Genomic DNA, 20,496 nt, shown 5'->3' on the forward strand with positions numbered 1-20,496 from the left:
GTAACAGGCAGTTAAGCTGGGAAACGGGCTTATCCCGCTTGTCAGCGTTGAAGCAGGTGTTAGGTTGTTGATTTTCTATAATCATTACGGATAAATGGATCGTGCTTTTCTTCCGATAATAAAATCTTATATTTTGCCGGCTGCCGGTATGCGTTGCCATGAACTTCTCTATTTCTATACTTTCTTAATTCTTTTATATCAAAAGTTGCCATATATATTCCTTCTTCCTCTCCGGCTTCTATTATTAATGTATCTCGCGAATATGGTTCATCAATGTTATAGGCAATGCCGTCAAATGCTGTAGAATGACCATTACAATCAGGTTTTCCTTTTGGATAATTAACAGTTGCAATGCCAACCATATTTTCAAATGCTCTTGCTCTTAATTGTGAAATTCTATTAATTTCCATTGGACATGCATTCGGTACAAGTATTATTTCTGCACCTTTGAGCATGAGTATTCGTGCACTCTCAGGAAATTCTCTATCATAACAAATCATTGAACCTATTTTTATACAACCATGATCTGTATCTAATACAGATACATAAAAATCATTACCAGGCATTAAAACTTTTTCATTTCCAAAAGAACATGTATGTACTTTTGCATAGGTATATAGTTCTTTGCCAAATCTATCAAACAGACATATACTGTTTCTTGGTAATGGTTCATACTTTTCAAGAAATGTTATACCGATAGCCATTTGTAATTCTTTCGCTAAATCCGAGAATAAACGTATAAACGTATCATTTTTATTAATTGCTTTACTTTTTAATTCATTTACAGATTCAGGTATTTCGTAACCAATACTCCACATTTCAGGAAATAACGCTATATCTGCCCCAATGTTTTTTGCTGTACGACAAGCTTCTATGCCGATATGCATATTTTCGACAAGGGATTTTCCGGGCATTAATTGTAATAAAGCTATCCTAATCTTACTCACTTGCGTATTCCTTGATTGTTTTGAATCTTATCAACATAACGGGGCGGCGAAGGGACGCGCAGCGTCCATCCAACATTCGCTTGACCTGCATTTGCGGCTTATACGCAATGTCAGGTTGAAGCGGGTGTTAGACGATTCTTCTATCCTACAATTCAATTTACCGCATAATGCTTTGCATACTGAGAAAGTACTTCATTCATCATAGTCTGATATTTTGTATTATTTTTCTTTGCTTCTGCTTTGAAAAAATTAATACAATCAGAATCTATTGAGATTGTTATTTTTTCTTTTGTTGTTTTTTTTATAAGCTCTGCTGGTGAAGGAAGAAAATCCGTCACTAATACAGCAGAATCCAATGCTTCCATTACTGCTTTTTCGGGATTACTGTAAATGCTTTTCATAGAGTTTCTTTCCTTGGCGCCAATATCCTGCACCGAAAATCCTAATATTCTGACCGCGCATTGTAAAACGCACTGTCGAAATTCCTTCGTCTGTTTTTCCAATACAAAAATAACGTTTTTCTGAAACAGAATGATTTACATCTTCTAAAATCATACGGTTTGTATCAAAAAAAGCATCCTGCGCTTTTTCAAAAGAAACCTTATGCTTCCGTATGTTTTCAGCGTTTTTATTTTCATCTCATTCAAATGTCATATACATCTATATTATACATACTATTTTATGTATTTGTCAACACAAAATATTTCATAAAAGCGGTGAGTATGTGATGTAAGAAAGCTTTTTAAGCTGAATCTTAAAGTTCAATTTATTTTTTCAGCAATCTTGACTTACTGAAAAGATACTTCTTTGTTTTTTAGTCGGCATATGCAACCACAGCGGATTCAAAAATTCCATTATCATCAAAATAAATATATAATTCCCACATAGCAAGAAAACCATCAGATTTTAACCAATAAGAGACTTCTGTATCTTTAATTCGTCCTTCAAGTTCTGGTGTTCCAAGCAAATCAAATATTTCAGCTCTTTTCGGTTTATCTTCATTTAATTTTTTAATAAGCGAATCGGTCATATAAAATCGATTTTTTTCTCTCATCCATTGTTTTTTGTTAAATGGAATTTGCTTTTGTGAACATGAAACAAATACTATACAAAATAATATAAATATAATCGTAATTTTTCTCATTTATTATCCCATTATAGCGCCCTAGTGGGAGTCCGTATAACATTCGCTTGACCTGCATTTGTGGCTTGATCTGCATTTGTGGCTTGACCTGTTTGTCAGCGTTGAAGCGGGTGTTAGACGTTACTTTAATTTTTTTCAAGTATATCCATTAATTTAGCCGGTGTTACTATAAAATATTTTTCAGGAAAATGTTTTCCATTCCCTGTAACCAAAAATGTATCTTTATCTCTTGTTGTCAATGTAACTGCATAAAATATTACATCTTTCGGATCCGGCATTTCTTCCTTGACTTCAACAATATTTCTTACTTCTAATCCATTATTGACTATATCTTTTATTAAAGCTGATACAATTTCCTCAGATAATTTAAATTTTTCTCTTCTTAAAACTTCATAGTATTCTTTTACTATCTCCGAAGAGTATACCGGTACTATTTTATTTTGAGAAAGATATTTTAATATTTTTACAGTTGGAGCATTTTCATTTCGTGTTATCAATGCAGAAACCAAAACATTTGTATCAATAACAACATATTTTTTCATTTACCGAATACCTGTTTTCTCGTTTCAGCAATTTCTGCATTTATTTCTTCAAGCGACATTTCCGGAACATTATTGTCTTGAATACTTTTTCGAACTTGATCATATATTTTCCATCTGATATTTTCTTCTCGCAATTCAAACGGTAATCCTCCCACAGCAATACTTTTCTTGAAAAAAATTCTTATTGCAGTCGGTAAATCCAACCCTAAATTTTCATATATTCTTGAAACATCTTCTTTAATTTCGGAATCGACTTTTAACTGTACTAATGTTGCATTTGCCATAAAAATCTCCATATCTATGCATACTTCAGTATTATTATAGCATTATTTTTTAATATAATCAAATGGTAAAAGGAAAAAGTTGCCCACAGGGCAATCCGTATAACGGGGCGGCGGATAAGCTGCAAGAAGCGAGAAAGCTGTAAGCTTTTGAGCTTCGCCGTCAGCTTAATCCGCATGCTGGACAGCGCTGTGCGCCGGATGACAGGCGGAGGTTCCGCCGCCCGTTGAACGGACGCTACGCGTCCGTTCAACAATGGGTTGTACCGTAGCGGGCTCGACCCGCTGTCGGCTACGAACCTTTGTTATGCTATTTATTCATACTCTCGTATATGTTGATTTTTTCTTAATTCAAAATATCCGCCGAAATTCTTATTTGTAGCTTTTTTAAAATCTTCATTTTTTTCTAACTCTTCTATTTTATAAAACTGATATTCTTCATCGGAAATATTTGAAATTTCTGCTTTATAATATTTTGAAGCTACTTTTTTTGAAAATGGATATTTTTTAGAAAGGTGAACTGTAAAGAAATATTGATTTCCATCAATCATGTAGATATAAAAAACAGGTCTTCCACTTGGAACATATTGAGGATCAAATAATTGATCAATTTGACGACCTAATCCTTTTTCCAATTGTGAAAAGAATTCTTTAGAAGTTTTTTGTATGTGAGAATATGGATTTGTATCATCGCAATATTCTTTTTGCTCATTATTGTATATAAATACATAAACTTGTTGATTTTCACCTTCAAATGGATATTTTCCGACTTTTAATTTATATTCTTCAATTAAATTTCCATAATAACTTAGATGTTGAAGCCTTACTACATCACAGTCATCCTGATACGCTTGTTCTAGAAGTGTAATTCCTAAATAAATGGATACGATACAAGCTAATAAGCTTACTATGGATAATAAAAAATAGATTTTTACCGTTTTCTTTTTTATAAGTCTTACAATTGCGACTATAATGAATACAAAAAATAGAATTACAAAAATAGCAGCAAGTGCAAACAAAATTCTTCCAATTAACATTTTTTTCCTCTTTTTCTTACTAGGTATCCCAGTGCGGGTGTCAGCATAACATTGTTTTAAACCGCAAACGGGATCAGTCCCGTTTGTCGGCTTTGAAAACGGTGTTATGTGTTGTTTTTGTTTTAATTTCCTAAAACCGTTTTCCACAAAAAAAGTTCTAATTTATGTAGTTTTTCAAGAATTCTTTTCATATCAAGATAACCGTTTTCATCCAAAGAGATTGATCAATTTTTACAATTGCCATTGAAGCTCCTGTTCCAAATCGTTTTGGTTTCTTAATGAATCCTTTATAATCACTTTTTTTAACAACATTTATTATCTGAGTATAGGCCTCATTTCTTGCAAAACTTCGATTTTTTGTCTTTTTTATATCACACAATCGAATTTGTAAATCAAATTCATCAAACTGTAAATATAAAGTGCCGTAAGTCCATTCGCACCAGTACCACCACATTCCATAATATTGTTTACTTGGACTATTCACTAGTCTCCAATATGCACTATCTAATTCTGGAACTAATATATTATAAAATCCTTTTACATATTCACTTTTGTTCTTCTTTTTAAGAATATCTTTAAAAGGAATATTAAATACAGAATCCTGCAAATTTTGCTTCTTTTGTATTTTCGCTTTGTAATCCAAAAAAAATTTGATTTGAAATTTCGTATTTATCAAAAACATTTAAAAGTGCGATTCTATTTATGATTGTATATTGAGCTTTAGAAACTCTATCCCTTTCATTGGGTGTAATATCACCAGATTTATAATAAACGAATGAAAAATGATTATCAAAATCAATTCCGTGCTCACTTTCATACCATTCTCTAGCAATTTCTTTGTATCTGATTAATTGATTATGATGTTCAGAAGTTCCTGTCTTATCTTCAATAATTAAATGAAATGTATCATTAACTGTTATCCATAAATCAATATTTTCCGATTGCCTGTATATTTTTATAGAATTTATTTCTGATGGACAAATACTGCCTAAAAATTTTTTTAAGCATTCTTTCGCGCAACTGTTTAATATTTTATCTTCTTTCTCATTTTTCTTTTCGGCCCATTTAAAAAACCATGCTAAAAAAGCATCTTGAGATAATGCAGTCCATATAACATGACTTTTAAACCGCAAAACCGTAGGTTTTGTCGGCTTTGAAAAGCATGTTATACGTCTACATAAGGTATTTTTCATCACTCTTCATCATATCTACTAATATATTGTACTATTTTATATTTCCCATTTATTCTCTTTATTGCAAAACTTACATAGTTAATTGGGTGTGAATATTTTAATTCAACAAAAATAGTATTTTCATCGTATTTATCAATACCATCATTAAAAAATGTATTAATATAGATATCAAAAGGAGCTGTTTGATAGCTTAGCACTGTATAATCCCAAAACAATATATTGATATACTCTTTTCTATCAATACCTGAATCAAAATATGTATCAATTATTTCATCGAATTTTTTTTGTCCAAGTAATCTATAGAATCCGATTAGAATTTTCCGTATTTTTTCTTCTTCTATATTATTTAAATGTTGTCTATTCATTTTCTGTTTTTTTTGTTCTATTATTGCTTTTATAATATCAAAATCTTTTAATTTTACGTATTTTCCTTTATCATATGTGTAAGGAGATTGATATTCTGAAATATTATGTATTGGCATAGTTGAAAAAGTTTCATATTCATAAAATTGTTTATCGTTAATTTCATAAGTTATCCCATTTTTTAATTTTGTAAATCCCCAAAAAATAATATCATTTTCTATATGTGTTATGCTAAATTCTGATAAATGAGATGATAGATATTCTTTTGTTAAAACAATTTCTGGTAAATAAGAACCAACATAATTTGTATAAAAATCCCTCTCTTCTTTCGTAAATTTTGAAATGTCATAAGTATATCTTCTTACTTTATCTAAATTAATAAACTCAGGAAATTCATAGTGAAATTCTTTTTCTATAGATTCTATAAATGTATTTAATTTAAAACAATACTCATATTCTAAAGAGCCATATTGATTTTTCTGTGCAAATAAATTTAGAGGTAAAATAATACTAAAAATAACTAATACATATTTTTTCATTTTTCTTTCCCTATCACCTCAAAAGATTGTGCGTCTAACATTCGCTTAACCTGCATTGCCGTAAAGTCAATGTCAGGTTGAAGCGGGTGTTAGATTTCCTTTTTCCATTCTTTTATTATTTTCCCTTTTTGACAAATTATTGTTTCAATTGATGTATCGAAAGCGATAATAGTTATTATTGCATAATTGATAATATCAGCTATATCCTTAATCTCTTCTGAAATTATAATGCCTTTTTTTAATGTTATAGTATTTAGGATTAGAGCAGATATAAATCCTACTAGATAGATCAATAATTTTATAGTAGAACAAAAAATTGAAGTTGCGCAGCTTGTAATTATTTCTGACTCTTCTTTTGTAAATATATTCATCAGAAATCGTTTAAAATAATACCCAGGTAAATTTCTTCCTCGAATCAATAGAATACAAAGTGTAACTATAAATAAATAAAGTGAAGCATTTGAATCCAATTCAGTAATAGTTTGTATATGAATATACATTTCCCATAATATACAAGAAATAACCATTGCTATAATAAACATAAATATATTTCCTGAAATTATGAATAATATTTTATTAATTATTCTTATATTATGATTCTCAGTATCATTTTTAATCTTAATATATGAGATAATTGCACAGCAAAATGTAACAATTAAAATTAATAACATAATTACCAATATATTATTCCTCTTCTACCAGAAAAACCAACCTACTATAATTTCTTTACAACAAAACTGATGTTTCGTTTATAGCCGGCATTTTTATAGAATCGTTCTGCTTCTGTATTTAATTCCCAATATGATAACTCTATTTGCGTTGCCCCTATTTTATTCGCATATTCTTGTAGTGAATTCATTAACTTATTCCCATAACCTAGATTTCTGTATTCTTTTTTAATACATATGTGTTCAATTTGAATACCTTTATAAGCTTTCCTAAATGGATTCTCCATGTAATTTTGTTCAAAGAATAAAACATATCCATACTCATTATTCTGATCGCCAATAATATATGCATGATAATTATCTTTTGACAATTGTTCCTTCACATACTGTAAAACAGAGTCATATGAATATGGCTTGAAATATTCTGGATATCTCTCATAATGCAGATTCTGAACAGATTCATTAAGTTTAGCAATCTTATCTGCATCTTTTGATTCTTCAATCATACTCTTTATCATCTTTTTCCTTAGCGCCGTAAGGCATCCATCTAACTAACGCTTAACCTGCATTGCCGTAAAGGCAATGTCAGGTTGAAGCAGGTGTTAGGCGTTTTTTATTTTATTTCAACTAGTATTATAGCTTGACTATACACGTCATAGAAGCCACGAATATATTTCGGAGCAATCGTACTTTCTAAATGTATACAATATTTAGTACCAGTAAGTAAATAAACAAAGGCACAAACATCTGAAATAAATTTTTCTTTTTGTTTTCCAAAATTAATATTTTTATATGATACTTTATGAAAAGAATCAATATTACCTCTTATTACAATTGCACATATATCATTTTTCTTTTGATTTATTTCAATAATGTCAAGATACTTCTTATCAACAGAAAATAAGAACTCATATCCATTATAAGAATTGTCATATTTAATTAGTGTTATCTCTACACTTTCTCCAAAATACGATGAAAGAAGCGTTTCAATTTGTTTTGTAATTATTAATTGATCTTCCTTTGAAACATCTTTGATAGCACTTAAATAATCATTGGAAATTATTATTTCAAGTTTCAATAGCTGATCGAGTTTTTGTGAAGTTAGTTCAAAACCTATAGATTTTACTGATAGTGATTTTTGATAGTTGTATTTAATATTTCTGATCCAATCAAAATCATAAAATATTTGATCCAAATCATTATACGAATATGTTATGGTTTGTTGCAATCCAGTTTGAATTATAGGCAATATAGTTAATGCAATTCCTAATAATCCAAAGATAAAGCTGATAATAAAAAAAATATTATTTTTTCTTTCTGATTTTTTACTATTTGCGTCAAAATGTCTATATGATTCAGCAATCTGTTTATTCGTTGGTTCAATGAGAAGTTTCTTTAAAGAATCGATATTATCATATAAAGGTTCAATCTCTTTTATTTCTATTTGTAGTTTTGTTAATGTATCAAGAATATCACTCTTAGTTCCATTAGGTAAAGAGCTAGATTTAATGGTCTCGATATTATCTTCAATGGCTTTTATTTGCTTATCCAATTCTGACATAAATATCACCTTTTTACTATGTACTGCTTAAGCGGGTGTTAGACGTTTTTAAGTAAATAATGTCATTTGCCGTTCTTTTGCAACTTCCTCAAGCCGTTTAATTGAGGTATTATAAAATGTTTCATCTTGCTCCATACCGATATAGAGGCGGTTTAATAGAGTTGCAGCCACTAAGGTTGTACCGCTGCCGCAAAAGGGATCAAGAACGATGTGATTTTCACTTGTTGTGAGTTCTATAAGGAGTTTCATGAGATTTAACGGCTTTTGTGTTGGGTGCAACCCTGTGTCCGAAATAGTTGACTCCATGAAAATATTGTTATTCGGTTCTAATCCATAGTTTTTAAAAATATGCTCATTATATGCACCAACCTCATAGTCCAGCATATTATCTGCAAGTGTTCCTCCAACCTTATAAGGTTTTTGAAACCATAAAATAGGTTCAAAAACAGGGCGCAAATTTCCAAGTTTCCACCCAGCCCACTTTTCAGCAGAAAACATATCTGCACGCCGCTCATATACAACACTTAAGCGTTGAGCACGATGAGCAGCTTTCCCCTTATTCCAGGCTATCATATCTTTAAACGTAAATCCTGAATCTTCAAAAGCACATATACAACGTGGGCTTAATCTCCTGCCGGCAAAGACAAAGGTACTTGCTCCAGGTTTTAAAACTCTCAGCCATTCTCCAGCCCATTCTAAAACCCATTCATAGTATTGTTTACCTATTTGCCTATCTTCTTCGGACCAGCCGTTTAAAGGCTTACCTCTTTTCTTAAAAACAGCACCACATTTTTCTTGTGCAGGGCTGCACCCGAGCAAAGCACTATTTGTATTATTATGAAGTACATCCCAATCATCAAAACTAATACCGTATGGAATATCACTTAAAATCAAGTGTATCGAATTATCAGGAATATTTTTTATGAGCTGGATTGAATCTCCTTTATAAATCTTATTTATATCCATAATCTTTCCTCAAGGAATCTGTAAACTTTGTAATAGCTGCAATTTTTTCATTGAGCTTTAAGGACACAATCAACTCATTTATTGCTTTTTCTCTGGAGTATGTTTGTATCTCTTCAATTTTCCGTTTCCAGAAATCTATTTCAGCTTCACCACGTTCTATCATTGATTGTTTAAATAAAGATAAATGAGCTTCAAAAGTATCGTCTGAAATATGCATAAAATTACAAATGTTTTTATTTTGCGGAATAAAAAAACAATTATTTTTATCGGCAACAGATGTATCTCCGCTTATGACTGAGCTTTGATTCCATAAAATAGAAAGATTGATTTTTTCTGTTTCTTTCATATTATTTTGCAAAAGGATAGAAAAATATTCCCATGAAAATAATGAAACATTATTATTTAATGCTTGTTCATAGATTTGGCTTACTGTCTTAGGATATTGAAAATACGGACATACCAACACTGAATAATCGTGATCACCTCGCCAATGATCCATTGATTCAACTTTAAAGTCTTTTTGATTTTTTGCAGTTCGGCTCAATCGAAATGATTTTGCGTCCCCTACAAGTGAATAATCATGATAGATGCTCTTTGCTTCTATATCGGCGCTATTACTGCGTTCTTGTAATACGATGGCTTTAAGTCCAAGCTCATGGAAACACTTCGCAAGTATTATATCCGAAACTTTTGAATACAATTTTTCTTCTGTTGAATCGTGTCCTATACATTCAGGAATTGTTCCGATTTCTGTAATAAGCGGCATAAAATCTTTCTTCGAGCAGTTAAATATTACTTTTTCAAGTTGATTACCTGCTTCTTGAAATGTCATCGTTGTTGCTAAGTCATTAATAAGACTACATAACTCATTAAATTTCATATTTTCTGATTATAAAACACTTTTTACTTTTATTTAAGAGGCATATTAAGTATTACTATATAATACGTCTAACTGCCGCTTAACCTGCATTTGTGCCTTTGCTGACGCGCAAAGCGGCGGCAAAGTTGGCGCGAAAGTTGCGGTGCCGTATAGGCACTTTAAGCAACTTTCGTGACAAAACAAATGTCAGCGTTGAAGCGGGTGTTAGGTAGAAAATATTTTTTCCTTAAATTTAGTCATTCGATCTTCAGAAGAAGCTCGTTTAGGAAAATTAATTAGTTTATTTCTTTCATTTTGAACAACTGACTTATCATAAAGTTTAATTATATCATGTCTTATTGAATCAAAAATAGACATATCATATTCATTGTAAAACGTTCTTTCGTTAATAAAATATAAATCATCCTTCATAAATTTTATTTTTTTATCAGAAAAAGTATCAAATACTTCTGGTGAAATATACCAATTTTCTGAACTCATTAATAGAGCCTCACAGAAATTTAATATACCCAAATCATCTTCCATTTGCTTTACAATTTTTTTATTAATATCTGCAGGATCATTTTTAGGTAAAATCATCAATATTTCTGTTCTATCATTTTCAGGAAGTATACAAAAATGAAATGCAAGTAAAACATCATTTAAATAATAGTAATACCCAGCATCAAGTGCACAAGGTAGCTTTATCGCCCATCTTTTTCTTATTATATAAAAACAGATATCCTCATGAGACAAAACTGATTCATCATCAAGTTTTTTTGATTTCGAAATAGAATCAATTAACATATTTATATTTTCTATTTCAACTTTGATATAGTTTTCAATTTCATGATATTTTTTAAATTTGCGACTTGCTTCTTCTTTATATAAATGTGTAAGTTTGTTTATGCAAATATTTAATTTTTTTGAAATTAAATTTACAAACTTAGTCAACCAGATAGTGGCAAAATCATTTTCATATTCCTTATAATAATTATGATAATAAAGGTGTTTATATAAAACTCTTTTAAATTGAAACAATAAATCATAATAAGTATTTAAGCCATTGCAATCAATATTGTAATATTCAGAATCATGATTTTTGCAAAAACCTGAAAACCCAGAAGCCTTTTGAATTCCAATTGATTCGATACTAAGATATTTTTGATTTTTTTTCCTTTTTGATACAATACCAATTAAATGCCCACCTCTACTTATATTCATTAAATACCGCTTTTCAGAAATAACATGTGAATAAATTGCTTTATTTTCGCAATCTTGTATTATACATTTATTACTACAACGTCCTAAATATGAATTATATTTTTTCTCTTTCTCTGTATCAAAGTTTAATTGCTCAATTTCTGATGTAAAAAGATTCATATATTTATATCTCCAGTGCTATCAACCTAACGGGGCGGCGGATAAGCTGCAAGAAGCGAGAAAGTCTTTAGACTTTTGAGCTTCGCCGTCAGCTTAATCCGCGTGTTGGACGGCGCTGTGCGCCGGACGACAGGCGGAGATTCCGCCGCCCCGTTGAACGGGCGCGAAGCGTCCGTTCAACACCTTTTCGACCTTTCCTCATAATATCATGGGAACGCCCCATTTGCAATCTAAACTATTGGGGATTAAAACAACAACATCTTTCTACCATAATATTCGCCGAAACAACTCATTGACAGACAGATTAGGCCTATCTTCATTAAATGGAACAAGGCTTCCAATAAGTACATTGCAAATAAACAGTAAAAAGCATGATATGTGACAGTACATTGATCTTTACGATATCGGATTTTAAAACGGCTTTGTGCAGGGAAGACTGAATAATCACAGGAACAATGTGACGCTGCCCCTGCTTGCCGGTTTCTTTATTTGTAAGGAGGGAGCCATACCCCGGCACGTTGCATCGAGGTGTGTTGATTTTTCCATCGGCGAGCTTGGGGAAGTAGTTATAGCCATCCCCAAGCTTAGTCCGGCATATTGCTTGCTGCTTTATGCTTTCGTTATCTTAGGTAGAAGAATCATGCCACCGATAAATACCACTAAAACGGCGAGCCATGCGGAAAGAATGTTCATAAAGATTCCGCCGGTGATAAATCCTACTAACGAACACGTTGCGACAAAAAGCGCATAGGGCATTTGTGTTGCGACATGCTCCAGATGCGGGCAGGCTGCTCCGGTGGAAGATAAAATCGTTGTGTCTGAAATCGGGGATGCATGGTCGCCGAAGACGGCTCCTCCGAGAACAGCTGAAATACAAATAAAGACGGCATTAAACGCGGCGTTTTGCGCTAATCCGGCGTTTTCCGTCAATCCGACGGCGATCGGCATAATAATCGGAATCATAATACCGAACGTACCCCAGCTCGTGCCGGTTGCAAATGCAATAACCGCTGATAACGCAAAGACAATGGCGGGAAGTATCCACAGCGGGAAGGAACTGCTCACAACCAGCTCAGAAAGATAGCGCCCCAGCCCTAAACCGCCGTCTGCAGGAGATGAGCGTATAACCGTTCCGATTGACCACGCCATCGTCAAAATAATGAGGGCGGGAACCATAGATTTTATACCGTCGCGGACAGCTTCACTGGCTTCTTTTAGATTCATAAGGCGGCGTGCAAGATAGTAAAGGTATGTAACGGCTAAGGTAAAGATAATGGCATAAAAAAGCGCATAGGATGAATCGGTATTAATGAAAGCGTCGCGGAGATTCATCGATGCGGCTGCTTGCGATATATTGGTAATTGTCGTGCCGTCTATAGCGTTAATCCACGAAACGGCAGGAAAAAAGGCAATGGCAAAAACAATAAGAAGCAAAATGGGCAGCAGCATATCGATCGGCTTTGCTCGGGTCGTCTGCTCTTCGGGAATATCACCGGAGATAACGCCGTAGAGCTCTTCGTTCCAGAGGAGACCGGATGTTCTTGCTAAGTCCTCGGATTTTTTCATTGCACCGAAATCCGATTTAAAAAAGATGATGACAAGAATCATCAGAATCGTCGTCAGCGCGTAAAGGTTGTACGGAATAGCGCGGATAAAAAATTCAAAATCGCTCATGCCGAGTTTACCGAATCCTTCGGAATTTCTCACGATGGACATAACGGTAACAACCCAGCTTGAAACAGGCGCTAAAATGCACACAGGGGCTGCGGTGGAATCCAGAATATACGCAAGCTTTGCGCGCGGTACTTTATGCTGATCATTTATCGGGCGCATCACCGTTCCAACGGTTAAAGAGTTAAAATAGTCGTCTATAAAAACGATTAGACCGAATATAAACGTTGCAAACTGAGAAGCAGTTTTGTTTTTCAGTTTTTTAGACATCCACAATCCAAACGCCTGGGCTGCTCCCGTTTTTGATAGCATACCGACCAGTGCCCCAAGCAATCCGCAAAATAGGAAGATGCGGATATTCCAGCCGTCAGCTAAGGAACCGGCGAGTAGATCCGTTAGTCTCATAAGCGCCGCAGCAGGATTTCCGCCGGCAACAATAATACAACCGGATAAAATCCCCAAAAAAAGCGAAACGATAACGTCTTTTGTGATGAAAGCAAGCGCGATAGTTAAAACGGGCGGTATGATGCCCCACATTCCAAAGTGATCCATAAAGATATAATGCTCCTTTTTTATCAGGGTTTAAGATAAGTTAAAGAAAAGAAAATCTCCAAAGAACTTCCCACGGTTTTAGAAATATCTGTAAACGCATTGTAACATATATTTGATATCTGTACAGTAGGGGGGGCATGACGCTTCAGGTACGGAAATAAGGTTATAATCCATACCGATAAATTGGAAAACGTAGTTACAATAAAAAAATTGCGTGCTTTATTAATGACTCCCTGTTCGTTTTGTGATATAGTACAGGGTATGCAAGAAATACCATTATCAGCGGACTTGGCTCTTCAAGCAAAAACTTTTTTACAAAAGACTTCTTTCTTTTCAGGGTGGACTGATGAAGAATTAGACGAAATTATGATGCATTGTCAGGCAAATGAGTTTGAGGACGGCAGCATAATATTCACCCCCGAAGAGAACGGATCGAAGGTTTATCTGTTGCTGAACGGCAGTGCGGAAGTGCTTTCTCCCGATAAAAAGACCGCATTGGCTGAATTTGTTGCCGGGGAATTATTCGGTGAAATCACCTTGCTTACCGGTAAACCGCATGATGCGTATGCAATAGCACACAAACAAGCCCGTGTTTTGGAATTTCCCAAAGATGGGGTTCCGCTCGAAGCCTTATTCCACGATAATCCGCGGATACTTGCTCATCTCTTTCAATCATTGTTGATTTTTACCTCTCAACGTACCAGAGCCGCTAATATGCTCATTAAAGAGAATTCGCCGGTTGTACGCGAACTGAGGAATCAGGTCTATAGCGATAAGCTTTCAGGTCTCTTTAACCGTACATATTTAGAAGAATCTTTTGCAGAATTTTGCAAAGAACCTTTTGCGCTCATTATGATGAAACCGGACAACTTTAAGCAGATCAACGACAGTTTCGGGCATGAAGCAGGTGATACTGCGCTTATCTTTATTGCCGGCCATCTAAAAAAAGCTTTTTCGGAAAATACCGTTTTAGTGCGTTACGAAGGGAATGAATTTGCGGTTCTTACCCATGTGTATACCGATAAGGACTCTGCGCGAGCATTTGCAGAGAAAATTAAAAATGAGCTGGAAACATTGGATCTTTCTCATATTTTTAACGGGGAGAAAATCTTTTTAAGTATGAGCCTCGGTGTTGTTCTTTTCCCCCAGCACGGTAAAATTTATACCGATATTGTAACGCGATGTTCCGGTATACCGCTCATAGGCAGACAACGCGGCGGTTCGATGATTTTATTTCCGGAGGATATATAATGCTCGAAGTAAAACAGCGGTGGCTTGAAGTTTTGCGCAAAACATCTATTTTTTCACGCTTAACCCCCAATCAAATGGCAGTTGTTCTTTCCTCCCTCTTTTATTGTGAGGTGGAAGCAGGTCAGACCCTCGTATATGAGGGCGAAATCGGTTCGGAGCTTTTTATTATAGCGCAGGGGTGTATATCGATTTCGGTAAAATCGGGAGAAGAAAACATCGAACTGGGACGGCTGCGTTCCGGTGATTTTTTTGGTGAAATGTCGCTGTTGGAGCAAACAGCCCGTTCAGCTTCTTGTACGGCGGTGGAAAACACCTCCTGTTTTATGCTCAAAGCACGTGACTTTTCTCAGATTATTGTAAACGATCCTGTTATTGCCGTTTCCATCTTACAGCAAATGCTGTCGAGTACGGTTTCCCGCCTCTTGCGGACAAACAGCTTTTTGACGCAGGTTATCCAGTGGGGTGACGAAGCCAAAAAGCGTGCTATTACTGATCCCTTTACAGGGCTCTTTAACCGCCGTTATCTGGATGACAATATCGGAAACCTTATCCGCCGGAACACTGAAACCACCGGCGCCAGTTTTGCAATGGTGGATGTTGACCGTTTCGGCACTTTGAATAAGACCTACGGAAGTGTATTCTGCGACAACATTTTACTTGCAATTACCGATGTATTTAAGAAAACCTTTGACCATCAGGATACACTGATACGGTACGGCGGCGATGAGTTCTGTTTTATCGTCGGGGGAAATTTTGAACGTGCCGAAACGCTCTGCCGAAATGTCTGCGAGGGAGTAAACGCCATCAGATTTAACGAGCATCCTGAGCTGGCTGTTTCCTGTTCAATCGGTTTAGTCCCCTGCGCCCATAACGATAATGTGCAAGATATACTCAAGCATTCCGATGAAGCATTGTACTGTGCAAAAGAACAAGGCCGGAACCGTGTATGTACGGCTTAGTGTAGTAGAAATGTGCTGCTGTGGTATCAATATGAAAAAATATAAGGTTTATACGGTATGATTTCCCTTCTAAAACTTTTCTGCATCGGAATATTTATCGGCATTGCCAATGTTGTGCCCGGTGTTTCCGGCGGCACGATTGCGGTGATTTGCAATGTCTACGATAAACTAATCATATTGAGTTCGCTTAATTTTAAACGGATAAAGGAATCGTGGCAGGATATACTGAGCCTTGCACTGGGAATCGGTGCGGGAATTGTGCTGTTTGCAAAGGTGATTACGCTGCTATATCGCGCGTATCCGGCGCAGACCAGTGCCTTTTTTATTGGGGTTGTGGCGGGGAGCATTCCGTTTTTGTTCCGAAAAACTCGTGCCGGTATTCCTGCTGCGGCAGTTGCAGAGAATGGTTCCCTAAAATCCGGATGGCTGTATGGAACGCTATGCTGCGGAGCGGTCGGTTTTGCGCTGATGCTGGGAATGTTTTTCTTACAGCGCCGCGGTGTACAGGCAGCTGCCGTTGTTACTGTTTTTTCGCTGCCGTTTGCGGTTAAATTAGCGCTAATGGGAGCTTTGGCTGCGGTTGCGATGCTGATTCCGGGTATTTCCGGCTCATTTGTGTTGTTGATTCTCGGCGTATACCCGACAGTGCTGCAAGCGGTCGCGGATTTTAATATGCTATTGCTTATACCTATTGCGCTTGGCGTTGGTGCAGGGCTCGTTGTCGGAGCACGGCTGATTGCCGTATTGCTGGAACGCTTTCCTGCACCGATGTATGCTTTTATTCTCGGCTTGGTTGCGGGTTCGATACTTTATCTCTATTCGAGTACCAGTTGTCAGCCTTTTATGATGCGGCTTGTTTCCGGAACGGTATTTCTTATCGGTTATATAACCGTCTCATTCTTTTCTAAAAGAGGGGAAGCAATGGAACAGAAAGAAGATGTCACCGATGAGTAATAACCGTATATCTTTTTGAGTGGGAGGAATGTATGTTTGAATCTTTACAAGTAACACCTGAATTAGTAGACAAGGTAATTAAACCTTTTTCTGCGTTAGCGGAGCACGGGGTATTGGTCAGTGCCGGACATGGAACGGAGCGCGGCGAGTGGAATACTATGACCGCATCGTGGGCATTGATGGGGCATTTATGGAACCGGCCGATGGTTGCTTTGTTTATCAGACCGCAGCGGCATACTGCGGTATTTGCCGAAGAAGAAGATTACTTGAGCGTGTCCTTTTTGGATACTGCCGATGAAAAAATGTGCGAAGCCCTTAAAATTTGCGGCACTGTTTCGGGAAGAGATGAAGACAAGGCTGCTCGTGCAGGGCTTACGCCGGTATTCCATGACAATACCGTTATCGGATTTGAGGAAGCGAAGCTTACCATATCATGCCGGAAACTCTATCGAAGTCAATTCGATATGGATTTGTTTTTAGATCCGCAGGTTATTATCGACTGTTATCCCAAGAAAGATTTTCACTACGTCTATTTCTGTGAAATCCGCGATGCCTACCTTCGCAGCAACTAGAACACTGATATACGATAAGCAATCATGTCTGGCAAAGTAGATAAAAATCGCAGGATAATGAAGGTTGCTTGCACAAGAGATTTATTTTTTTTATTATATCGCTTATGACAGCAGTATTGGTATATTTTGATAAAGGGAAAACAGCTCAAACCAAGCTTTTTCTGGAAGCCTTAAAAGAGGGAGCTCATAGTCGGTGCGATGAGTTCCATATTTTGGATGGATATGCACTGACCGATACCGATCGGCTTAATATGTATGGGTATGTTGCCGTTTTCTGCGCCGAAAAACCGCTTTTTACCTCCAAACCCGATTCTGCTGTTGTAACTATCCTAAAAGAACACGGCCTAAAAGAAGGCTGTAAAGGCTGCGTTCTGACCGTAAGCCGCGGCTTGTTTTCGGATAAATTTACCCGGAATGTGATGAATGCATTGGAAAGCTGCGGTTTTATGATTGACTACTTCGATACATTGCGGAATGCTGCGGATGCTCGCCGTGCGGGGGCAAATATTGGGTAGTAAGGCGGAAAGCGGACAGCAGGATAGCGAAGAAGGATGCAGAAATCGATCAGCTCATCAAGTTCTAGAAATAGAAGATTATTATAAGATTTTAGATATTTCTCCTTCTGCTTCGACCCCAGAAATCAAACGGGCATTTAGAAAAAAAGCTAAAGAATTGCATCCCGATATTCCGCATAATATTCGGAATACCGGCGGTAAAAAAGCAAATGAGCAGGCGCTGATGCGGCTTATCCGCGCCTATGAAGCATTGCTTGATGTAAAACGTCGGGCGGAGTTTGATTTTTTCTATAATAAGACAGCCAAAAAAGGTGAAAGTTTTGATTACCGCACATGGTTAAAAGAACGGGCGGATCCTGAAAGCAGAGCTACGCTGATTTTTTTTGACCTTTTCCATAATGCAGAAGACGAAGCGGTACAGGAGTTTTTACGGCTCCGGTCAGTACAGCCTTCGTTTTCGCTCCGCCATTACTTTAGCAGGGGAGATTTTATGGATTGCGGTTTTGTTCTTGCAGAGGAATTGTATTTCCGCGATCATTATTATGAGTCTTTTTTGCTGCTTGACCGGATTATCCGCGAAGAGCAGAAGCAGGCATATTTCCGCCATTTTTTCCCCGAAGTGCTTATCTTAGCCCGCAAGCTTATCCGCGAGAAACTCATCTATACTCTTGCCGATGATTTACTGCTCGATTGCTGCGAAGCCGCGCTGGATTTTGGGTTGAGTAAAGCGGATAATGCAGAGATATTAAAAAAGATGGCGGAAATTTATTACCGGATGGGTGATTTTAGCACCGGTGACGGATGCGCGGCGGCGTCCGTGCGTATGAATCCCCGTATCCGCGGTATAACGAAGTTGAAAAAAAACTATCAGCAGCAGCTTTGGCGTTAACGGTGTGCCGGATATCCTTAACACAAGATAACCGGTGTATCCTCCTAAGACGATAAGGCTGCGCAAAAGGTAAGGAATATATGATACGGATTAAGACAAAGGAACAGATAGACGGTATCCGCCTATCCTGTAAGGCATTGGCGCGGCTCTTTAAAGAGCTGACTCCTCGTGTACAGCCGGGCGTAACCACTAAAGCGCTGGATGACTTTTGTGTTGAGTACATTAAGAGCATCGGCGGTATTCCCGCATGGTATGCAGAAGATTTTCCGGGGGCAGCCTGTATCTCCATCAACGAAGAAGTTATTCACGGCATTCCCAGCAAAAAGAAAATCGTACAGGAAGGAGACCTCGTATCGCTGGATATCGGTATTGACCTCAACGGATACATCAGCGATTCCTGCGTAACGGTACCGGTCGGGAAGGTAAGCCCTGAACGAGCCCAGCTCTTAAAGGTTACTACCGATTGTCTCTATGCGGGTATCGCCGCTTGTCAGGCGGGAAAGCGTGTAAATGCAATATCCCGCGCGGTGTACGATTTGGCACGGCAGTATAAATACGGCGTTGTATATGAATACTGCGGCCATGGGGTCGGGCTTAAAGTACATGAAGAACCGAATATTCCGAACGTACCGGAGCGCGGCGGGCCAAATCCTCGGTTGGTACCCGGCATGGTGATTGCGATTGAACCGATGATTAACCTCGGTACGGCGGATGTTAAAACCCGCGCCGACGGATGGACGGTTGTCAGCGCCGATAAGTCCTGTTCCTGCCACATGGAGCACACGGTTGCCATCTTTGAAGACCACACCGAAATTTTAACCCAACTTGCCCCCGGTGAAGTGTAAGTAAACGCGGCGCATTTTGCGTTATTTTATCAATTCAAAGGCTGAGTATTCTTTTGTTCCGTCTAAACTGTTTATCACCGTGTATCCTGCAGCCGCTAATTTTTCCGCAAGGGCAAAAGAGCGGTTGCCGGAATAACAGTAGGTCAGTACCGGTTTGTCTTTAGGCAGTTTGGGGAGTAATTCAGCGACGGTATTCGCATTGCCCGATATCGCGCCCTTTAAATGCGAAACGGCATAGTCCGCAGGTTCCCGGGCATCGACCACCGAATAGCTTCCGGTATTTACCAACTCCTGCATCTGCTTTCCCCGTACATTTGCGACTTTGGTGAGCGATTTATAAGAGTAGCTATCGACTCCATCCGCATTGAACAGTTTTTTAAATCCGTTCTTTTGTAGGATTTCTGCAGCTGCCCGGCTCCGTCTTCCGCTTCTGCAAATAACGATAATATTTTTATCCTTGAGGTCGGCAATATCACTCAGTCTGTTACCGATATCGTTAAGGCTGATGTTGATTGCATAGCGGACATGCCCTGCCTCATACTCGTATTTTTCACGCACATCGATAACAAGATACTGCTCTTTTTCCGTCTTGTCGTTCATAATGGTGTCCAGCTCGGCGCCTTTCATGTCCGTGATAGCTGTCGTGCCCTTCGAATTGCTTTTGCTTTCTTGCGCTGTACAGGCATTTCCCAACAGCATAATACAGACCAGTGCATATATAAGGGCATTTATCTTTTTAAGCTCAATTTTCCGAGTATGCATTTCAAACTCCTCTATGTCAGGATGTAGTAAAACAATCCGGTAG

At 37.0% G+C, this 20,496-nt stretch carries 26 protein-coding genes; 7 read left to right on the forward strand and 19 right to left on the reverse strand.

Annotated elements, in window-relative coordinates; all coding sequences use genetic code 11:
- Positions 1–59: 59 nt before the first annotated feature.
- From E4N65_RS11515 to E4N65_RS11600, 18 genes are all read right to left on the reverse strand, one after another.
- Positions 60–947 carry a carbon-nitrogen hydrolase family protein gene (locus tag E4N65_RS11515; protein WP_044014473.1) on the reverse strand — a complete coding sequence of 296 codons (888 nt, stop codon included), beginning with the start codon at positions 945–947 and terminating at the stop codon, positions 60–62.
- Between the two features lie 152 nt (positions 948–1,099).
- Positions 1,100–1,348 (reverse strand): BrnA antitoxin family protein, encoded by a 249-nt coding sequence (locus E4N65_RS11520; RefSeq protein ID WP_253673339.1) that lies wholly within the window; start codon positions 1,346–1,348, stop codon positions 1,100–1,102.
- Positions 1,329–1,562, reverse strand: a complete 234-nt coding sequence (locus E4N65_RS11525) for a BrnT family toxin (protein ID WP_235619826.1) — start codon at positions 1,560–1,562, stop codon at positions 1,329–1,331. The genes E4N65_RS11520 and E4N65_RS11525 overlap by 20 nt, the downstream gene beginning before the upstream one ends.
- 199 nt (positions 1,563–1,761) lie before the next feature.
- Positions 1,762–2,091, reverse strand: coding sequence for a hypothetical protein (locus tag E4N65_RS11530; protein WP_044014471.1), 330 nt, complete (start codon positions 2,089–2,091; stop codon positions 1,762–1,764).
- A 125-nt stretch (positions 2,092–2,216) separates the two neighbouring features.
- Positions 2,217–2,633 carry a putative toxin-antitoxin system toxin component, PIN family gene (locus E4N65_RS11535; RefSeq protein WP_044014469.1) on the reverse strand — a complete coding sequence of 139 codons (417 nt, stop codon included), beginning with the start codon at positions 2,631–2,633 and terminating at the stop codon, positions 2,217–2,219.
- Complete coding sequence (locus E4N65_RS11540; protein WP_044014468.1) at positions 2,630–2,917, reverse strand: type II toxin-antitoxin system RelB/DinJ family antitoxin; 288 nt, start codon at positions 2,915–2,917, stop codon at positions 2,630–2,632. The genes E4N65_RS11535 and E4N65_RS11540 overlap by 4 nt, the downstream gene beginning before the upstream one ends.
- Positions 2,918–3,228: 311 nt before the next feature.
- Positions 3,229–4,098 carry a DUF3810 domain-containing protein gene (locus tag E4N65_RS11545; RefSeq protein ID WP_144389660.1) on the reverse strand — a complete coding sequence of 290 codons (870 nt, stop codon included), beginning with the start codon at positions 4,096–4,098 and terminating at the stop codon, positions 3,229–3,231.
- A 40-nt stretch (positions 4,099–4,138) separates the two neighbouring features.
- A complete protein-coding gene (locus E4N65_RS11550; protein WP_044014462.1) occupies positions 4,139–4,558 on the reverse strand; it encodes a hypothetical protein in 420 nt (139 codons plus the stop codon).
- Positions 4,539–5,144 (reverse strand): PD-(D/E)XK nuclease family protein, encoded by a 606-nt coding sequence (locus E4N65_RS11555; protein ID WP_052185486.1) that lies wholly within the window; start codon positions 5,142–5,144, stop codon positions 4,539–4,541. The genes E4N65_RS11550 and E4N65_RS11555 overlap by 20 nt, the downstream gene beginning before the upstream one ends.
- A complete protein-coding gene (locus E4N65_RS11560) occupies positions 5,144–6,046 on the reverse strand; it encodes a hypothetical protein (protein WP_044014460.1) in 903 nt (300 codons plus the stop codon). Before E4N65_RS11560 ends, E4N65_RS11555 begins: the two co-directional genes overlap by 1 nt.
- A gap of 89 nt (positions 6,047–6,135) precedes the next feature.
- On the reverse strand, positions 6,136–6,588 hold the full coding sequence (locus tag E4N65_RS11565; protein WP_044017083.1) for a hypothetical protein: 453 nt from the start codon (positions 6,586–6,588) through the stop codon (positions 6,136–6,138).
- A gap of 173 nt (positions 6,589–6,761) precedes the next feature.
- Positions 6,762–7,220 (reverse strand): GNAT family N-acetyltransferase, encoded by a 459-nt coding sequence (locus E4N65_RS11570; RefSeq protein WP_044017081.1) that lies wholly within the window; start codon positions 7,218–7,220, stop codon positions 6,762–6,764.
- Between the two features lie 107 nt (positions 7,221–7,327).
- Complete coding sequence (locus E4N65_RS11575) at positions 7,328–8,275, reverse strand: hypothetical protein (RefSeq protein WP_253673340.1); 948 nt, start codon at positions 8,273–8,275, stop codon at positions 7,328–7,330.
- Positions 8,276–8,323: 48 nt separating this feature from the next.
- A complete protein-coding gene (locus tag E4N65_RS11580; RefSeq protein ID WP_002687479.1) occupies positions 8,324–9,241 on the reverse strand; it encodes a DNA-methyltransferase in 918 nt (305 codons plus the stop codon).
- On the reverse strand, positions 9,228–10,121 hold the full coding sequence (locus E4N65_RS11585; RefSeq protein ID WP_253673342.1) for a HindIII family type II restriction endonuclease: 894 nt from the start codon (positions 10,119–10,121) through the stop codon (positions 9,228–9,230). Before E4N65_RS11585 ends, E4N65_RS11580 begins: the two co-directional genes overlap by 14 nt.
- A gap of 204 nt (positions 10,122–10,325) precedes the next feature.
- Entirely contained in the window at positions 10,326–11,483 is a 1,158-nt protein-coding gene (locus E4N65_RS11590; RefSeq protein WP_253673344.1) for a hypothetical protein, read from the reverse strand.
- An 88-nt stretch (positions 11,484–11,571) separates the two neighbouring features.
- Complete coding sequence (locus E4N65_RS12200; protein WP_255347335.1) at positions 11,572–11,706, reverse strand: hypothetical protein; 135 nt, start codon at positions 11,704–11,706, stop codon at positions 11,572–11,574.
- Positions 11,707–12,092: 386 nt separating this feature from the next.
- Positions 12,093–13,706, reverse strand: a complete 1,614-nt coding sequence (locus E4N65_RS11600; protein ID WP_253673346.1) for a Na+/H+ antiporter NhaC family protein — start codon at positions 13,704–13,706, stop codon at positions 12,093–12,095.
- Positions 13,707–13,967: 261 nt separating this feature from the next.
- On the opposite strand from E4N65_RS11600, the gene E4N65_RS11605 reads away from it, so the two are divergent.
- The 7 genes from E4N65_RS11605 to map all read left to right on the forward strand — a co-directional run bounded on the left by E4N65_RS11605 (position 13,968) and on the right by map (position 19,691).
- The gene (locus E4N65_RS11605) at positions 13,968–14,957 is read left to right on the forward strand and encodes a GGDEF domain-containing protein (protein ID WP_235619790.1); all 990 of its coding nucleotides are present in this window, start codon (positions 13,968–13,970) and stop codon (positions 14,955–14,957) included.
- On the forward strand, positions 14,957–15,916 hold the full coding sequence (locus E4N65_RS11610; protein WP_044014447.1) for a GGDEF domain-containing protein: 960 nt from the start codon (positions 14,957–14,959) through the stop codon (positions 15,914–15,916). Before E4N65_RS11605 ends, E4N65_RS11610 begins: the two co-directional genes overlap by 1 nt.
- 57 nt (positions 15,917–15,973) lie before the next feature.
- Positions 15,974–16,870 (forward strand): DUF368 domain-containing protein, encoded by an 897-nt coding sequence (locus tag E4N65_RS11615; RefSeq protein ID WP_253673348.1) that lies wholly within the window; start codon positions 15,974–15,976, stop codon positions 16,868–16,870.
- Positions 16,871–16,902: 32 nt separating this feature from the next.
- On the forward strand, positions 16,903–17,442 hold the full coding sequence (locus E4N65_RS11620; RefSeq protein ID WP_044014444.1) for a flavin reductase family protein: 540 nt from the start codon (positions 16,903–16,905) through the stop codon (positions 17,440–17,442).
- A 104-nt stretch (positions 17,443–17,546) separates the two neighbouring features.
- A complete protein-coding gene (locus E4N65_RS11625) occupies positions 17,547–17,957 on the forward strand; it encodes a hypothetical protein (RefSeq protein ID WP_044017075.1) in 411 nt (136 codons plus the stop codon).
- Positions 17,926–18,846: a J domain-containing protein gene (locus E4N65_RS11630; protein WP_052185484.1), complete on the forward strand. Its 921-nt coding sequence runs from the start codon at positions 17,926–17,928 to the stop codon at positions 18,844–18,846. Before E4N65_RS11625 ends, E4N65_RS11630 begins: the two co-directional genes overlap by 32 nt.
- Positions 18,847–18,926: 80 nt before the next feature.
- Positions 18,927–19,691, forward strand: a complete 765-nt coding sequence (map, locus tag E4N65_RS11635; protein WP_044014443.1) for a type I methionyl aminopeptidase — start codon at positions 18,927–18,929, stop codon at positions 19,689–19,691.
- Between the two features lie 21 nt (positions 19,692–19,712).
- On the opposite strand, the gene E4N65_RS11640 is transcribed toward map, so the two are convergent.
- On the reverse strand, positions 19,713–20,453 hold the full coding sequence (locus E4N65_RS11640) for a rhodanese-like domain-containing protein (protein WP_253673350.1): 741 nt from the start codon (positions 20,451–20,453) through the stop codon (positions 19,713–19,715).
- Between the last annotated feature and the right edge of the window lie 43 nt (positions 20,454–20,496).

The organism is Treponema sp. OMZ 855, from assembly GCF_024181145.1.
Lineage (GTDB): Bacteria > Spirochaetota > Spirochaetia > Treponematales > Treponemataceae > Treponema.

Bases quoted from the DNA above. Each gene is read 5' to 3' on its own strand.
- E4N65_RS11590 (WP_253673344.1), bottom strand. From the start codon at position 11,483: ATGAATCTTTTTACATCAGAAATTGAGCAATTAAACTTTGATACAGAG.
- E4N65_RS11640 (WP_253673350.1), bottom strand. From the start codon at position 20,453: ATGCATACTCGGAAAATTGAGCTTAAAAAGATAAATGCCCTTATATAT.
- E4N65_RS11605 (WP_235619790.1), top strand. From the start codon at position 13,968: ATGCAAGAAATACCATTATCAGCGGACTTGGCTCTTCAAGCAAAAACT.
- E4N65_RS12200 (WP_255347335.1), bottom strand. From the start codon at position 11,706: ATGGGGCGTTCCCATGATATTATGAGGAAAGGTCGAAAAGGTGTTGAA.
- E4N65_RS11580 (WP_002687479.1), bottom strand. From the start codon at position 9,241: ATGGATATAAATAAGATTTATAAAGGAGATTCAATCCAGCTCATAAAA.
- E4N65_RS11620 (WP_044014444.1), top strand. From the start codon at position 16,903: ATGTTTGAATCTTTACAAGTAACACCTGAATTAGTAGACAAGGTAATT.
- E4N65_RS11600 (WP_253673346.1), bottom strand. From the start codon at position 13,706: ATGGATCACTTTGGAATGTGGGGCATCATACCGCCCGTTTTAACTATC.
- E4N65_RS11615 (WP_253673348.1), top strand. From the start codon at position 15,974: ATGATTTCCCTTCTAAAACTTTTCTGCATCGGAATATTTATCGGCATT.
- E4N65_RS11535 (WP_044014469.1), bottom strand. From the start codon at position 2,633: ATGAAAAAATATGTTGTTATTGATACAAATGTTTTGGTTTCTGCATTG.
- E4N65_RS11560 (WP_044014460.1), bottom strand. From the start codon at position 6,046: ATGAAAAAATATGTATTAGTTATTTTTAGTATTATTTTACCTCTAAAT.
- E4N65_RS11540 (WP_044014468.1), bottom strand. From the start codon at position 2,917: ATGGCAAATGCAACATTAGTACAGTTAAAAGTCGATTCCGAAATTAAA.
- E4N65_RS11630 (WP_052185484.1), top strand. From the start codon at position 17,926: ATGCTCGCCGTGCGGGGGCAAATATTGGGTAGTAAGGCGGAAAGCGGA.
- E4N65_RS11555 (WP_052185486.1), bottom strand. From the start codon at position 5,144: ATGAAAAATACCTTATGTAGACGTATAACATGCTTTTCAAAGCCGACA.
- E4N65_RS11570 (WP_044017081.1), bottom strand. From the start codon at position 7,220: ATGATTGAAGAATCAAAAGATGCAGATAAGATTGCTAAACTTAATGAA.
- map (WP_044014443.1), top strand. From the start codon at position 18,927: ATGATACGGATTAAGACAAAGGAACAGATAGACGGTATCCGCCTATCC.
- E4N65_RS11575 (WP_253673340.1), bottom strand. From the start codon at position 8,275: ATGTCAGAATTGGATAAGCAAATAAAAGCCATTGAAGATAATATCGAG.
- E4N65_RS11585 (WP_253673342.1), bottom strand. From the start codon at position 10,121: ATGAAATTTAATGAGTTATGTAGTCTTATTAATGACTTAGCAACAACG.
- E4N65_RS11565 (WP_044017083.1), bottom strand. From the start codon at position 6,588: ATGTTTATTATAGCAATGGTTATTTCTTGTATATTATGGGAAATGTAT.
- E4N65_RS11520 (WP_253673339.1), bottom strand. From the start codon at position 1,348: ATGAAAAGCATTTACAGTAATCCCGAAAAAGCAGTAATGGAAGCATTG.
- E4N65_RS11625 (WP_044017075.1), top strand. From the start codon at position 17,547: ATGACAGCAGTATTGGTATATTTTGATAAAGGGAAAACAGCTCAAACC.
- E4N65_RS11610 (WP_044014447.1), top strand. From the start codon at position 14,957: ATGCTCGAAGTAAAACAGCGGTGGCTTGAAGTTTTGCGCAAAACATCT.
- E4N65_RS11530 (WP_044014471.1), bottom strand. From the start codon at position 2,091: ATGAGAAAAATTACGATTATATTTATATTATTTTGTATAGTATTTGTT.